Annotated in this window: 13 protein-coding genes; 10 read left to right on the forward strand and 3 right to left on the reverse strand. The window is 41.7% G+C overall.

Going from position 1 to position 14,908, the window contains the following annotated elements:
* Nucleotides 1-12: 12 nt before the first annotated feature.
* Complete coding sequence (locus ASC42_RS10095; protein ID WP_055441644.1) at nt 13-276, reverse strand: YgaP family membrane protein; 264 nt, start codon at nt 274-276, stop codon at nt 13-15.
* A gap of 85 nt (nt 277-361) precedes the next feature.
* Between ASC42_RS10095 and ASC42_RS10100 the strand changes: the two genes are divergently transcribed.
* The 10 genes from ASC42_RS10100 (at nt 362) to ASC42_RS10145 (ending at nt 12,441) form a co-directional block, all read left to right on the forward strand.
* Nucleotides 362-2,104: an adenine deaminase C-terminal domain-containing protein gene (locus ASC42_RS10100; protein ID WP_055441645.1), complete on the forward strand. Its 1,743-nt coding sequence runs from the start codon at nt 362-364 to the stop codon at nt 2,102-2,104.
* A 35-nt stretch (nt 2,105-2,139) separates the two neighbouring features.
* Nucleotides 2,140-3,162, forward strand: a complete 1,023-nt coding sequence (locus ASC42_RS10105; protein WP_055441646.1) for a DUF3048 domain-containing protein — start codon at nt 2,140-2,142, stop codon at nt 3,160-3,162.
* A 10-nt stretch (nt 3,163-3,172) separates the two neighbouring features.
* A complete protein-coding gene (locus tag ASC42_RS10110; RefSeq protein ID WP_006323616.1) occupies nt 3,173-3,490 on the forward strand; it encodes a YerC/YecD family TrpR-related protein in 318 nt (105 codons plus the stop codon).
* A 61-nt stretch (nt 3,491-3,551) separates the two neighbouring features.
* On the forward strand, nt 3,552-4,247 hold the full coding sequence (gene pcrB / locus ASC42_RS10115; RefSeq protein ID WP_055441647.1) for a heptaprenylglyceryl phosphate synthase: 696 nt from the start codon (nt 3,552-3,554) through the stop codon (nt 4,245-4,247).
* A 42-nt stretch (nt 4,248-4,289) separates the two neighbouring features.
* Nucleotides 4,290-6,455, forward strand: a complete 2,166-nt coding sequence (pcrA, locus tag ASC42_RS10120; protein WP_055441679.1) for a DNA helicase PcrA — start codon at nt 4,290-4,292, stop codon at nt 6,453-6,455.
* Nucleotides 6,456-6,460: 5 nt separating this feature from the next.
* Complete coding sequence (ligA, locus tag ASC42_RS10125) at nt 6,461-8,479, forward strand: NAD-dependent DNA ligase LigA (RefSeq protein WP_209424243.1); 2,019 nt, start codon at nt 6,461-6,463, stop codon at nt 8,477-8,479.
* Nucleotides 8,480-8,482: 3 nt separating this feature from the next.
* Entirely contained in the window at nt 8,483-9,616 is a 1,134-nt protein-coding gene (locus ASC42_RS10130) for a CamS family sex pheromone protein (RefSeq protein WP_055441648.1), read from the forward strand.
* Nucleotides 9,617-9,701: 85 nt separating this feature from the next.
* Complete coding sequence (gene pruA / locus ASC42_RS10135; RefSeq protein ID WP_055441649.1) at nt 9,702-11,249, forward strand: L-glutamate gamma-semialdehyde dehydrogenase; 1,548 nt, start codon at nt 9,702-9,704, stop codon at nt 11,247-11,249.
* A 131-nt stretch (nt 11,250-11,380) separates the two neighbouring features.
* A complete protein-coding gene (locus tag ASC42_RS10140; RefSeq protein ID WP_055441681.1) occupies nt 11,381-12,112 on the forward strand; it encodes an HI0074 family nucleotidyltransferase substrate-binding subunit in 732 nt (243 codons plus the stop codon).
* An 11-nt stretch (nt 12,113-12,123) separates the two neighbouring features.
* Entirely contained in the window at nt 12,124-12,441 is a 318-nt protein-coding gene (locus ASC42_RS10145) for a hypothetical protein (RefSeq protein WP_055441650.1), read from the forward strand.
* A gap of 123 nt (nt 12,442-12,564) precedes the next feature.
* Here the strand turns inward: ASC42_RS10145 and ASC42_RS10150 are convergent, their stop codons facing one another.
* Together ASC42_RS10150 and ade are read right to left on the reverse strand one after the other, a co-directional pair.
* Nucleotides 12,565-13,107: a hypothetical protein gene (locus tag ASC42_RS10150; protein ID WP_055441651.1), complete on the reverse strand. Its 543-nt coding sequence runs from the start codon at nt 13,105-13,107 to the stop codon at nt 12,565-12,567.
* Nucleotides 13,108-13,176: 69 nt separating this feature from the next.
* Nucleotides 13,177-14,889: an adenine deaminase gene (gene ade / locus ASC42_RS10155; protein WP_055441652.1), complete on the reverse strand. Its 1,713-nt coding sequence runs from the start codon at nt 14,887-14,889 to the stop codon at nt 13,177-13,179.
* Nucleotides 14,890-14,908 lie beyond the last annotated feature (19 nt).

The raw sequence follows: 14,908 nt of genomic DNA on the forward strand, positions 1-14,908 counted from the left end.
AGGGGGTTATTGTTACGAAGGGTTGACCGGTTCAATAGGAATCGCTTTCTCTTGTTCACGATCTTTTTCACAATGGCATTGATATCGTTCAAACAACGCCATCACAGGACAAAAGCGAACAATACCTTCTGCAATTTTCATCGCAGCGAGCATAATGAGCCATATATACGATTCGCGCCACGGTTTACGGGAAAGATTGGCTGTTGCCCAAGCAAGCATAGTAAACCCGCATGTAATGCGAATCATCGCGTTAATAATACCGATGTTTTGTTTCATGTTATTCCTCCTTTTTGTTTGTGAATTTCGCTTTCATCCGTTAAAATGTGAATAGACGATGGTACGATTTAGGAGGAAAGCGATCATGATGGAAAAACGGTATCGATGGAAAAGCGAACAAATTCGTAGGCACGTTGCGATTGTTGATGGAAAACAAGCGCCAACGAAAGTGCTGCTGAACGCCACATATTTACACCCATACATACGTCAATGGGTGAAAGGGAACATATGGATTTGCGATGATCGAATTGTATACGTCGGTCCGAATAAACCGAAGCAACTCGATTCATGCGAAGTAGTGGACTGCTCGAATCAAGTGCTTGTTGCTGGCTATATGGAGCCTCATGCTCATCCGTTTCAGTTATATAATCCCCAGACGTTAGCGGAATATGCAGCTCAATTTGGAACAACGACACTCATTAACGACAATTTATTTCTTTTTTTACAGTTGATAAAAAAGAAAGCGTTTTCTTTTTTGGTAGCTATGGAAAAACAACCTGTCACGATGTATTGGTGGTGCCGACTTGATCCACAAACAGAAATGGACGGAGAAGAACACCTTTTTTCATATAAAAACATGAAAGGTTGGCTTGAAAATGATGCGGTTTTGCAGGTCGGAGAACTAACAGGATGGCCAAAACTGTTAGAAGGGGATGATTTCATTCTTCATTGGATGCAAGAAGCGAAAAAGCTCGGTAAAAAAGTGGAAGGTCATTTTCCGGGAGCTTCAGATCGCACGTTAACGAAAATGAAACTGTTTGGCGCGGATGCTGACCATGAAGCGATGACTGGAAGTGATGTGTATAAGCGTTTAATGCAAGGATATACCGTATCATTGCGTCATTCGTCCATTCGCCCTGATTTGCCGACGTTGCTTAAAGAAATGAGACAATGCGGCATTCATCATTACGATCATTGCATGTTTACGACAGATGGCTCAACACCTGCGTTTTATGAAAATGGAATGATCGACGAAATGATTCGCATTGCATTACAAGAAGGAGTAAGCGATATTGATGCATATAGCATGGCCACATGGAACGTCGCTCGTTATTATAATATCGATCATTTGCACGGAAGCATTACACCAGGGCGTATTGCACACATTAATATTCTTGAACATGCTTCCAATCCGACACCGATCTCTGTTTTAGCAAGCGGACAATGGGTAAAACGTGATGGCGTTCCTGTTCATGCTTTCTCAACGATGGAATGGGACGTACATGGTCTTGCACCGCTTTCTTTGTCTTGGGATTTACAGATGGATGATTTGCAGTTTTCGATGCCATTAGGCATGTATATGGAAAACTCGGTCATTATTAAGCCATATTCGATTTCGATTGATACATCATCGGATGAGTTATCTGTCGATCACGACGAAAGCTTTTTAATGCTTATTGATCGTAATGGAAAATGGCGTGTAAACACCGTATTAAAAGGATTTGCTACACATGTGCAAGCACTTGTTAGCTCGTATTCGAATACGGGAGACATTATTTTGATCGGGAAAAGTAAGCGTGATCTATTGCTTGCCTTTAAACGGATGAAACAAATCGGAGGCGGTATCGTTTTATGTGAGCAAGGGGAAGTCATTCATGAAATTCCTCTTCCGCTAGGTGGATTAATGTCAGCGAAACCAATGAGAGAGCTGATGGAAGAAGAAAAAAAACTTGGAGAATTGTTACGGGAACGCGGTTATACGTTTGTTGATCCAATTTACACACTGCTTTTTTTATCGTCAACACATTTACCTTATGTTCGCATTACACCGAAAGGAATTTACGATGTGATGCATAAAACAGTACTCTTTCCAACAATAATGCGTTAAAATATAAAAGGGATGGAAGATGAAAGGTTGGGTTCATGTTGCAACGACTATTTTTTCTGTTGATGATCATGACGGTGTTTTTATTGAGCATCGGATGTCAACGTATAGAGTCAAACATAAAAGAAAAGGAATCCCCACCAACAACCGTTGAACAAAAAAATGAACCAAAAACAAAAGACATAGCTTGGATGTTTCCGTTAACAGGCATGCCAACAAATGAAAAAACGATGCAACGCGCGGTGGCAGTGATGATCAATAACTATCCTGCTGCACGGCCACAATCGGGGTTACACAAAGCAGACATCGTGTATGAAGTGCTTGCAGAAGGAGATATTACACGGCTGTTAGCGATTTACCAAAGCGAACAACCTGATACCATCGGGCCTGTTCGAAGCGCAAGAGATTATTTTGTTCACCTAAGCAACGGTTTTCATGCGTTATACGTATGTCACGGATGGAGTCCGGAAGCGCAAACGTTATTAAAGTCTGGTGCTACAGATTACGTAAATGGTTTATTTTATGATGGAACACTATTTTGGCGCGATCATACACGAAAGGCACCACACAACTCGTATATTTCCTTTGAACATATTAAAAAAGGTGCCGAAAAAAACGGCTATGCTTTCGAAGAAGAAGTCAAACCGCTACCTTTTTTTACAAACGACTTGACGAATGCTGTAAAAGCAACGAATATTGATGTGGTGTACTCTAAACGATCGTATGCCCACGTTCATTATGCATATGACGGAACGAAATACGTTCGTTCGAGCGGCGATGAGCTGACGGTAGATCGGGAGACGAATACACCGATTGCGGTAGAAAATGTGTTTGTGATTGAAGCGATACATCGAATTATTGATGACTATGGTCGAAGAGAAATCGACTTTACATCAGGTGGAAAAGGATACTTATTCCAAAAAGGAACAGTACAGGAAGTAGAGTGGAAAAATGTTGAGGGGCGCCTTCTCCCTTACAAAAGCGGTGTTCCGCTCGGATTTATCCAAGGGAAAACATGGATTCAAGTCGTTCCAAATCTCGAACAAGTACAATATGAATAGGGGGACGTATATGCAAATTAATAAATTGCGAGGCAGAGAGCTTGACCAATTATTTCGTGCCATTTTGTCATTGAAAGATTTAGAAGAATGTTATCGTTTTTTCGATGATTTATGTACGGTCAATGAAATACAAGCGCTTGCACAACGTTTGGAAGTAGCTCGTATGTTGCGCGAAGGATATACGTATCATAAAATTGAAACAGAAACAGGGGCAAGCACAGCGACGATTTCGCGCGTCAAGCGTTGCTTAAACTATGGAAATGATGCGTATGCGATGGCACTTGATCGCATTTATAATGAACAACAGGAAGAGGCTGGCTCACAATGAGTCAGCTTCTTTTTACGATTTTTTGCTATGATTTTTGTTATAATGAGATGAGGTGAAAAAAATGAATGAGATAACAACGTGGCGACATGTGTTTAAATTAGATCCGAATAAAGATATAACAGATGAGCAGTTAGAACAAGTATGTGAATCAGGTACGGATGCGGTTATTGTTGGCGGAACCGACGGTGTGACGCTTGAAAACGTCATCGATTTGCTTGCGCGCGTTCGTCGGTTTTCTGTCCCGTGTGCGCTAGAAGTGTCAAATATTGAGGCGATTACACCCGGGTTTGACTATTACCTTATCCCGATGGTACTTAATAGTCGAGATCTAACTTGGTTAATTGATTTGCATCACGAAGCGGTGAAGCAGTTTGGTGATTTAATCAATTGGGAAGAACTGTTTGTTGAAGGATACTGTATTTTAAACGAGGAATGTAAGGCGGCATCGTTAACAAGTGCGCGAACAAATGTAACAGATGAAGATGTGATTGCGTATGCTCGAATGGCAGAACATATATATCAATTCCCAATTTTTTATATGGAATATAGTGGGCGGTACGGGGATGTGGAGCTTGTAGAAAAAGTGAAGCGAACGCTAAGTCGCACACGTTTATTTTATGGTGGTGGCATTCATACACCAGAGCAAGCGAAAGAAATGGCGGTATGGGCAGATACGGTTGTTGTTGGAAACGCCATTTATACAAATTTACAAATGGCATTACAAACAGTTGAAGCGGTAAAAGGAAAATCAACATAAATGGAGAATAAAAAAGAGAACATATGTTTTGGTGGTGGGAAAATGAGTATGTCGGCACATATACTGTTGGAAGGATTAAATGAAAAACAAAAAGAGGCGGTGAAAACGACAGAGGGTCCGCTGTTAATTATGGCGGGAGCAGGAAGTGGAAAAACGCGCGTGTTAACGCATCGCATCGCTTATTTAATGGCGGAAAAGGACGTTGCCCCGTGGAACATTTTAGCGATTACCTTTACAAACAAAGCCGCACGTGAAATGAAAGAACGCGTCGAGCGTATCGTAGGGAAGCAAGCGGAAGATATATGGATTTCGACGTTTCACTCGATGTGTGTCCGCATTTTACGTCGCGACATTGATCGCATTGGCATTCATGCGAACTTTTCTATTTTAGATCCGACCGATCAATTATCCGTGTTAAAACATATTTTAAAAGATCGCAATATTGACCCGAAAAAGTATGATCCACGTGCACTTTTAGGTACGATCAGTAGCGCAAAAAATGAATTGATGACGCCAGAAAAATATGCCGAACAAGCAGCCAATCCATACGAACAGCTTGTAGCAGAAGTGTATAAAGAGTATCAAAAACGATTGTTGCGCAATCACGCCCTTGATTTCGATGATTTAATTATGACGACGATCCAACTATTTCAACGTGTTCCAGAAGTGTTGGAGTATTATCAACGAAAGTTTCAATACATTCATGTTGATGAATATCAAGATACGAACCGGTCACAATATTTGCTCGTGAACATGCTTGCAAAACGTTTTCAAAACTTATGTGTCGTCGGTGATTCTGACCAATCGATTTACCGTTGGCGCGGTGCCGATATTAGCAACATTTTATCGTTTGAAAAAGACTATCCGAATGCTAAAGTCATTTTGCTTGAACAAAATTACCGTTCAACGAAACGGATTTTACAAGCAGCGAATGCGGTCATTGAGCATAACACGCAAAGAAAACCGAAAAAGCTTTGGACAGAAAATAGCGAAGGACATGCGCTCGTGTATTATGAAGCGATGACGGAAATAGATGAAGCGCAATTTGTCGTTGGAAAAATTAAAGAATATGTTGATGCAGGAAAACGAGCGTATAAAGATTTTGCTGTTTTATATAGAACGAATGCGCAATCACGTGTGCTTGAAGAAATGTTATTGAAGGCGAACATTCCATATAAAATCGTCGGTGGTTTAAAATTCTATGATCGAAAAGAAATTAAAGACATTTTAGCGTATTTACGTTTAATTGCGAATCCGAATGATGACATTAGTTTAACTCGCATTATTAACGTCCCAAAGCGCGGTATCGGGGCATCGACAATTGATAAAATTGCAGCATACGCTTCTAGCCGTGGAATATCAATGTTTGATGCGCTTGCTTTTATTGAAGAAATCGGAATTAGTGCGCGCATCGCTGCACCGCTCGTACAATTTCGCGAACAAATCCATCATTGGAGTCAAATGCAACATTATTTATCTGTAACCGAACTTGTTGAAGATGTACTCGATCGTTCAGGTTACCGCGATATGCTTCGCGAAGAAAAAACGTTAGAGGCACATAGCCGTCTTGAAAACATTGATGAGTTTTTATCAGTGACTCAACATTTTGAACAAGTGAATGAAGATAAGTCTCTCGTTGCCTTTTTGACGGACTTGGCGCTTGTGGCAGATATTGATCAGCTTGATAATGATAGCGAAGGACAGACAAATAATGCAGTCGTTTTAATGACGCTTCATTCAGCCAAAGGATTAGAGTTTCCAGTTGTCTTTTTAGTCGGACTTGAAGAAGGAATCTTCCCACATAACCGTTCATTAAATGATGAAGATGAAATGGAAGAAGAACGCCGTCTAGCGTATGTCGGTATTACTCGCGCGGAGGAAGAACTCTTTTTAACGCGCGCACATATGCGTACGTTATTTGGACAAACGCACGTCAACGCCCCATCGCGATTTATTGATGAAATTCCTGAAGAGTTAATTGAATATGCGCATAAACGTGTCAAAAAACACCCGTCCTCTCAACGTCCATCTACTGTTTCGCATGGAGGATGGCGTGTAGGCGATAAAGTAAGCCACAAAGTATGGGGGATTGGAACAATTGTGCGCGTAAAAGAAAGCGATGGCGATCAAGAGCTAGATGTTGCTTTTTCAAGTCCAATTGGGATTAAGCGACTATTGGCGAAATTTGCTCCGATTATGAAGGTGTAGAAAGGGTGGAAAAGGTGGCACAACACGACGTTAAAAAGCAAATGGCTGAATTGCGCGAACAAATTGAAAAGCATAATTACGCATATTACGTGTTAGATCAACCGTCTATTTCTGATGCCGAATATGATGAATTGATGAGAAGATTAATGGAGTTAGAGGAGCAATATCCGCAATATAAAACGCCAGACTCCCCATCACAGCGTGTTGGTGGTGCCCCGTTAGAAGCGTTTAAAAAAGTTACCCACCGCGTGCCGATGCTTAGTTTAAGTAATGCTTTCAATGAAGGAGATTTGCGCGATTTTGACCGCCGTGTTCGTCAAGAAGTGGGCGATGTACGTTACGTATGTGAACTAAAAATTGACGGTTTAGCGGTATCGCTTCATTATGAAGATGGTTATTTTGTACAAGGGGCGACGCGCGGCGATGGAACGACGGGCGAGGATATTACGGAAAACTTAAAAACGATTCGTTCATTGCCACTTCGATTGAGGAAAAAAGTTACAATTGAAGTGCGCGGAGAAGCATATATGCCACGAAAATCGTTTGAAAAGCTAAATGAACGGCGAAAAATGAATGGGGAAGAATTGTTTGCTAATCCGCGCAATGCGGCTGCTGGCTCGCTTCGCCAGCTTGACCCAAAAATCGTCGCTGCTCGCCAACTAGATGTATTTATATATAGTGTTGTTAATAGCGAAGAGATCGGACTTGTCTCTCATAGTGAATCGCTTCGTTATTTAGATGGGCTCGGATTTAAAACTAACCCAACATGGCAAGTATGTAAAACGATTGATGACGTGCTTGCTTACATCGAGCAGTGGCATGAACGGCGAGCGTCATTGCCATATGATATTGATGGGATCGTCATTAAAGTAGATGCATTTGCGCAGCAAAAGCAACTCGGAGCAACAGCAAAAAGTCCGCGCTGGGCGATTGCGTATAAATTTCCGGCCGAAGAAGTTGTGACACAACTCGTTGATATTGAATTAAGCGTTGGTCGGACAGGTGTGGTGACACCGACAGCTATTTTGCAACCAGTACGCGTCGCAGGAACGATCGTGCAACGTGCTTCGCTTCACAATGAAGACTATATTCGTGAAAAAGATATTCGTCTCGGTGATTACGTCGTGATTAAAAAAGCAGGCGATATTATTCCAGAGGTTGTTCGTTCATTGCCAGAGCGACGGACAGGAAAAGAAAAGCCGTTCGATATGCCAACGCATTGTCCAGCGTGTGCGAGCGAACTTGTTCGAGTAGATGATGAAGTAGCCCTCCGTTGCGTTAATCCACAATGTCCGGCACAAATTCGAGAAGGGATCATTCATTTCGTTTCACGTCAAGCGATGAATATTGATGGATTAGGCGAAAAAGTAATTGCTCAACTATTTGAACAAGGTCTTGTTCAAAGTGTAGCAGATTTGTACACGTTAACGAAAGACCAGCTTGTCTCACTAGAACGAATGGGTGAGAAATCAGCAACAAACTTACTGCAAGCGATTGAAGCGTCGAAACAAAATTCGCTTGAACGTTTATTGTTTGGGCTCGGTATTCGCCACGTGGGCGCGAAAGCTGCAAAAACGTTAGCAGAACATTTTGAAACGATGGAACGTCTTCAACAAGCGACAAAAGAAGAGCTAACAGCCATTCATGAAATCGGTGAAAAAATGGCCGATTCAATCGTTACGTATTTTTCAAAAGAAGAAGTGAAGCAGTTGCTTGACCGTTTGCGAGCGCATGGCGTCAATATGACATATAAAGGTGCAAAACGGACAGCGGATGCAAGTGCAACATTTGCTGGGAAGACGTTTGTTTTAACAGGCACGTTACAATCGATGTCGCGCAGTGAAGCAAAAGAAAAAATTGAAGCGTTAGGTGGAAAAGTAACAGGAAGCGTCAGCAAAAAAACAGATGTTGTCGTAGTCGGTGAAGAAGCGGGATCAAAATTAGAAAAAGCAAGACAACTCGGCATTACGATTTGGGATGAAGCGCGTTTTCTTCAAGAAATACAACAATCAAAGCAGGTGTGAACGATGAAAAAGTTAATCATATTGCTCACTTGTACGCTTCTTACTTTGTCAGCATGCGCTCCAAAATTTAATCAGGAAGAACAAGTGGTGCAAGAAACGGAAAATAAAAAACAAAAGGCGATTATTCCAAAGTACAATATTTCTAACTCGTATTATCGTACGATTTTACCGTTTCAACCTGGGGAGGCACGCGGACTTGTCGTTGAAAATGTAAACACGAGATTAGATATGGATGAATTTGAGCTCGGTTTAATGCGCATTGCACAAGAAAAGTTTTCTCCGTCACAATATTTGTTTCAGCAAGGGCAATATTTAGACCGAAAAACGATTGAGTCGTGGCTCAAACGAAAACAAGGGGATGGGGAAGGACTGAATCCTTCGCTTGGAAACGAAGGGACGAATGAAGAGAAAAACAAAAAACACCCACTCTACATTTCGCATATTTTAGAACACAACTATTTAGTTAAAACAGGAAACGATAAAGTGCAATTAGGTGGAGTTGTCATTGGACTTGCGATGAATTCTGTTCATTACTATGAGACGGAAGAAGGGTATCCACGAGAAGTAAAAATTTCGAAGAGCGATATGGAGAAAGAAGGCAAAAAAGCCGCAGAAGAAATTGTTTCCCGGATACGTAAAATTGATGGATTAAAGGAAGTGCCGATTGTTATTGGTTTATTTGAGCAGCAACCAAAATCGTCTATCGTCCCAGGGCACTTTTTTGCTGCTGGCTACGTAGATAAGGGGAGCAATACGATTCAGGATTGGGAAAAAATCAATGAAGAATATTATGTATTCCCATCGGATGAAGCGGAAAAAAATCACCGCGATGATTTAGTGAAGTTTTTAAACTTAAAGTCAGACATTGAAGAGTTTTTCCCGAATTACACCGGAGTCATTGGTAGAGCATTTTATCGCGATGACCAACTACAACAATTGACGATTGACATTGTAATGCAGTTTTATGGAAAAGCAGAAGTCATCGGATTTACGCAATACGTCACAGGTCTGCTTATGGAAAAAATGCCTGATTATATGCCGATTTCTGTTTACATTTCTTCGGTGCGTGGACCAGAAAGTATTATTATAAAAAACCCGGATAAAAGTGAACCGTTTGTTCATATATATCAGCCATAACATTTGAATATGTATCGTTCATCCGTTAGAATGAAATTGTGTGTATGAAAACGCTTTTGTAATTTCAACAAAGGGGGCTTACATGATGGTACAACCTTACAAACATGAACCATTTACTGATTTTGCAGTCGAAGCAAACAAAAAAGCGTTTGAAGAAGGATTAAAAACGGTACAAGCTTATCTTGGTCAAGATTATCCGCTTGTCATTGGCGGCGAGCGAATCATGACAGAAGATAAAATTGTTTCGATCAACCCTGCAAATCAAACAGAAATTATTGGTCGCGTGGCGAAAGCAAATAAAGACTTAGCGGAAAAAGCGATGCAAGCAGCAGACGCAGCATTTACATGGTGGAGCAAAACGAAGCCAGAAATGCGCGCAAATATTTTATTCCGCGCTGCAGCGATTGTGCGTCGCCGCAAACATGAATTTTCAGCATTGCTTGTGAAAGAAGCAGGAAAACCATGGAAAGAGGCGGATGCGGATACTGCCGAAGCAATTGACTTTATGGAATATTATGCTCGCCAAATGTTGAAATTGAAAGACGGCATCCCTGTCGAAAGCCGTCCGGGAGAAACAAACCGTTTCTTCTACATTCCACTTGGTGTCGGCGTTGTTATTTCGCCGTGGAACTTCCCGTTTGCGATTATGGCAGGAACAACCGTTGCCGCACTTGTGACAGGAAATACAGTATTGTTAAAACCAGCGAGTGCAACGCCAGTGGTGGCGTATAAGTTCGTTGAAGTGTTAGAAGAAGCAGGGCTTCCAGCAGGTGTATTAAACTACATTCCAGGAAGCGGTGCAGAAGTAGGCGATTATTTAGTCGACCATCCGCGCACACGTTTCATTAGCTTCACAGGTTCTCGCGATGTCGGTATTCGCATTTATGAGCGTGCGGCTAAAGTGCATCCAGGACAAATTTGGCTCAAGCGTGTTATTGCGGAAATGGGCGGAAAAGACACAATCGTTGTAGACAAAGAAGCAGATTTAGAATTAGCTGCTCAATCCATCGTTGCCTCTGCTTTTGGCTTTTCTGGTCAAAAGTGCTCGGCATGCTCGCGCGTCGTCGCGCTTGAGGAAGTGTATGACCAAGTATTAAACCGCGTCGTCGAGTTAACGAAGCAATTAAAAGTCGGCAACCCAGAAGAACAAAGCACATTTATGGGACCGGTCATCGACCAATCAGCGTACAACAAAATTATGGAATATATCGAAATTGGTAAACAAGAAGGCAAGCTCATGACAGGCGGCGAAGGAGACGACTCGAAAGGCTTCTTCATTCAGCCAACGGTGTTTGCCGATGTTGATCCAAAAGCGCGCATTATGCAAGAAGAAATTTTCGGGCCTGTTGTGGCGTTCACGAAAGCAAAAGACTTCGACCATGCGCTTGAAATCGCCAATAACACAGAATACGGCTTAACAGGCGCCGTCATTTCAAATAACCGCTTTAACCTAGAAAAAGCGCGCGAGGAGTTCCATGTCGGTAACCTTTACTTTAACCGCGGCTGCACAGGTGCGATCGTCGGTTACCATCCGTTCGGTGGGTTCAATATGTCTGGAACAGACTCGAAAGCAGGTGGACCAGACTACTTACTTCTTCATATGCAAGCAAAAACGGTGTCAGAAATGTTTTAATGGAAAACCCCTCTTGGCGAAAATGCTAAGAGGGGTTTCAAATATGTAAGATAAGAGTGATAAGGTATAATGAAGAAAAACATCCTTCATATGATATAGAAGTGGGTGGTGATGGGCGATTGAGTACAAACATGTACGGCTTAAAAAAGCAAACATTTTATAACCTCATTTGTGTGTTTCAAAATTATGCTAACATCATTGAAAGAGTGATTTTGTTCGGATCAAGGGCAAGAGGCGATTATAAAGAAACGTCGGACATCGATATTGCGATTAAGTTTAGAAGTCATAACGACCAGCTGTACCGCATTCAAGACGATTTAGCAGAAGCAAATATCATTTATACTGTGGATGCTATTGATTATGAAAAGATCGGCAATGAAAAACTCAAATCGTATATTGATCTTGAAGGAAAGACAATTTTTTTAACGAATGAACGAGGGGAGGCCGTTGTGACGATGAATAAAATCATGGATAAACTATTTGACTTTGAAAAAGCATTAAATAAACTACATCAAAGCATTACGCGTGATGTGGAAAAAGACGACCTAGTTCTTGACGCGACAATTCAACGATTTGAATTTACGTACGAACTAGCATGGAAATGGATGAAAAGTTACTTAGAATATAACGGGAACAACGAAATGACAAGTCCGCGAAAAACGATTAAACAAGCATTTAAAGAAGGACTTATTCAAGATGGAGAAGCGTGGATTCAAATGTTAGAAGATCGAAATAGGACATCACATACATACGATGAACAAATAGCGATGGAAATTTATGAACATGTTCGCCAGCGCTATGTTCATTTATTTGATCAGCTATTAGTAGAGATGAAAAAACGAGTTCGTGAATTGGAAGAATAGGGGGAGAATAAGTGAAAAAATTTTTAGTAGAGGCCTTGTTGGCGTTTGTCATGTTTGCCCTTTCGCTCTCATTATTTAGCAGTTTTTCTTTCTTTATTGCCATTTTTCCAATTGCAGTACTAGCTGTTCCGTTTATATGTGCGGTAACAGAGGCGCTCATTTCTTTTATCGATGAAAAATGGGGATTTAAATGGGATTGGGCTGTTGTTTTAGGGATCGCAACGATTACGTCGCTTCCTTTTTATCCTTCTTTTGGTTTTGCAGCCCCGATTTATATGGGAGCACTGGGATATTATGTAGGGAGAAGACTATGTGCTCGATTACATTAGAGGCAATGTAGGTGTGTTGGGGATTATTTAATTCATTTTTGCAAGTGATGTGATGTTTGATAGAGAGAATGATAAATGAAAGAAGTATATGAATCGAATTTCATAGAGAGGGCAATGCCCTCTCTATGAAAACAACCGATTTCTCATTTTGAAAAGCTCTCGTTCCGTCATCGTTGTTTTATGAACGGTGAAATCAACGTCAAGTTGGAGGTTGTTAAGACGTTCGTTGAATTGTTCGTAGTGGGAGTCAATTTTTTCGTTTAGTGCGTGGATTTCTTGCTTCATTGCTGTCATTTCACCGCGCATATGATGGACGTCCATCGTTAAAGCTTCAAGCTTTGCGTCCGTTTCGTCTTGACGATGGAGAAGAGCGTTCATAAGATCGTAAAGCTCTTTTTGTCCATTTTTTAATGCTTGTTGCTCTTCGCGAATGAGCTGTTGCTCTTTGCGGAATGCATTCATTTCCTCCCGCAACGAGTTTATTTCTTCGCGGAATGTTTTCTGCTCTTCACGAATAGCTCGTTGTTCTTCACGAATAGCTCGTTGTTCTTCGCGAATGGCTTTTTGTTCCTCACGAATGGCTTTTTGCTCTTCACGAATGTCCTGCAACTCTTTTTGGATGTCTGTGACGACGAGTAAAATTTTCTCTAACAATTGCTCACTCATTCTTCTCACCTCCTTTGCATATAACCATATTATAACATCATTCGACAAAAAGAGGGATAAAAAATCCCTCTATACTTCTACATCAATAAATTGAAACGATGAAACGTCAAATAAACCTTGGTCTGTTAATTTTAGCTCTGGAATGACCGGCAATGCTAAAAAGGCGAGTGTAATAAATGGGTTAAATTCGCCTGATGCTCCAATGGTTGTTAAAGCGTCATGAGTCATTTGTAGTCGCTCTAATACTTCTTCATAACTTTTTGTTGTCATGAGCCCACCGATTTCAAGCGGCAAGTCCGCTAAAACGCGTCTATTTTCGACAACGACAAGTCCACCGTTTATGTGTTGGATATGCTCAATTGCAGTGATGATGTCGTCATCGTTCGTTCCGATAGCGATGATGTTATGCGAGTCATGGGCAATTGATGAAGCAATCGCTCCTTTTTTCAGTTGAAAGCCGTTGACGATGCCAGCACCGACGCCGAGACCACGATGCCGCTCAACAACAACAAGCTTCAGCAAATCCCGCTCGATTGACGGTTGAAAGACACCATTTTGGAGGTTTACTTCTGTGATGAGACGTTTTGTATGCAAATGATTTGGAATAATTCGGATGACATTAGCACAATTTCCACGCGTAAATGGAATTTGTATATCTTCTTTTGTTAATTTTTTTGCATGGACGGACTGTATAATCGTTTTGTCAACCGAAGTTGTTTTTGCTACGGAAAAGGTAGCACGTCCGTTTTCAGCAACGATTGCCCCATTTTTAAAGACATGAGTAATCGAAAATGAATGTAAATCATCCACAAACAAAAAGTCGGCATCATACCCAGGAGCGATCGCGCCTTTCGTATATAGGCGATAACATTCTGCCGCATTTAATGTCGCCATTTGAATAGCTGTCAGTGGATTCATGCCTGCTTGAATCGCTAGACGAATATGATGATCGATACTTCCTTCCGTGACAAGCTCATCAATATGTTTATCATCTGTGCAAAATAAAAAGCGGCGCGCGTTATACGTATTGACAGCTGGAAGCAGTTTATGCAAATCCTTTGCAACCGACCCTTCGCGAATTAAAACGTACATGCCGCGTTGAACGCGAGCGAGCGCCTCATGGACTGTGACACATTCATGGTCAGTATGGACATTGGCGCTTCGGTATACGTTCACAGCTGTTTCATCCAGTCCAGCTAAATGCCCGTCAATCAGTTTGCCTGCGGCATGGGCTGCGGAAAGTTTTGCGAGCATTTGTTGTTTTCCTTGTAGCAGAGACGGATAGTCCATCACTTCCGCAAGTCCAAGCACGCGCGGATGAGAAAAAAACGGTGCTAAATGTTCCGCTTGTAATGTCGCACCAGCATGTTCAAAAGCGGTGGCAGGCACGCATGATGGCAACATGACATATACATCAAGCGGAATGTGGTCGGAATCGTTTAGCATAAATTCAATGCCTTTTGTTCCAGCGACATTCGCAATTTCGTGCGGATCAGTAATGACGGTAGTGACGCCGTGTGGAACGACGACGCGAGCAAACTCGCTTGGAGTGACCATCGACGATTCGATATGAACGTGGCCGTCAATGAGCCCAGGACATACGTATTTTCCTTTTGCGTCAATGACGGTTTGCCCGTCATACTCTCCGATACCAACAATTTTGCCATCGGCAATGGCAACGTCCGCTTGGACAATTTCATGTGTAAAGACGTTGATAATTTTTCCGTTTTTTACGACAACATCGGCTAATTGTTGTTTTGAAGCTACAGCAAGTTGTTTCATAGATGTTCCTCCTCTCCAA

Source organism: Anoxybacillus suryakundensis, from assembly GCF_001418025.1.
GTDB classification, from domain to species: Bacteria; Bacillota; Bacilli; order Bacillales; family Anoxybacillaceae; genus Anoxybacillus; species Anoxybacillus tengchongensis.

What these genes read in the sequence shown, in the direction of transcription:
- ASC42_RS10095 (WP_055441644.1), bottom strand. Translation starts at nt 276, where the DNA reads ATGAAACAAAACATCGGTATTATTAACGCGATGATTCGCATTACATGC.
- ASC42_RS10100 (WP_055441645.1), top strand. Translation starts at nt 362, where the DNA reads ATGATGGAAAAACGGTATCGATGGAAAAGCGAACAAATTCGTAGGCAC.
- ASC42_RS10105 (WP_055441646.1), top strand. Translation starts at nt 2,140, where the DNA reads ATGTTGCAACGACTATTTTTTCTGTTGATGATCATGACGGTGTTTTTA.
- ASC42_RS10110 (WP_006323616.1), top strand. Translation starts at nt 3,173, where the DNA reads ATGCAAATTAATAAATTGCGAGGCAGAGAGCTTGACCAATTATTTCGT.
- pcrB (WP_055441647.1), top strand. Translation starts at nt 3,552, where the DNA reads ATGAATGAGATAACAACGTGGCGACATGTGTTTAAATTAGATCCGAAT.
- pcrA (WP_055441679.1), top strand. Translation starts at nt 4,290, where the DNA reads ATGAGTATGTCGGCACATATACTGTTGGAAGGATTAAATGAAAAACAA.
- ASC42_RS10130 (WP_055441648.1), top strand. Translation starts at nt 8,483, where the DNA reads ATGAAAAAGTTAATCATATTGCTCACTTGTACGCTTCTTACTTTGTCA.
- pruA (WP_055441649.1), top strand. Translation starts at nt 9,702, where the DNA reads ATGGTACAACCTTACAAACATGAACCATTTACTGATTTTGCAGTCGAA.
- ASC42_RS10140 (WP_055441681.1), top strand. Translation starts at nt 11,381, where the DNA reads ATGTACGGCTTAAAAAAGCAAACATTTTATAACCTCATTTGTGTGTTT.
- ASC42_RS10150 (WP_055441651.1), bottom strand. Translation starts at nt 13,107, where the DNA reads ATGAGTGAGCAATTGTTAGAGAAAATTTTACTCGTCGTCACAGACATC.
- ade (WP_055441652.1), bottom strand. Translation starts at nt 14,889, where the DNA reads ATGAAACAACTTGCTGTAGCTTCAAAACAACAATTAGCCGATGTTGTC.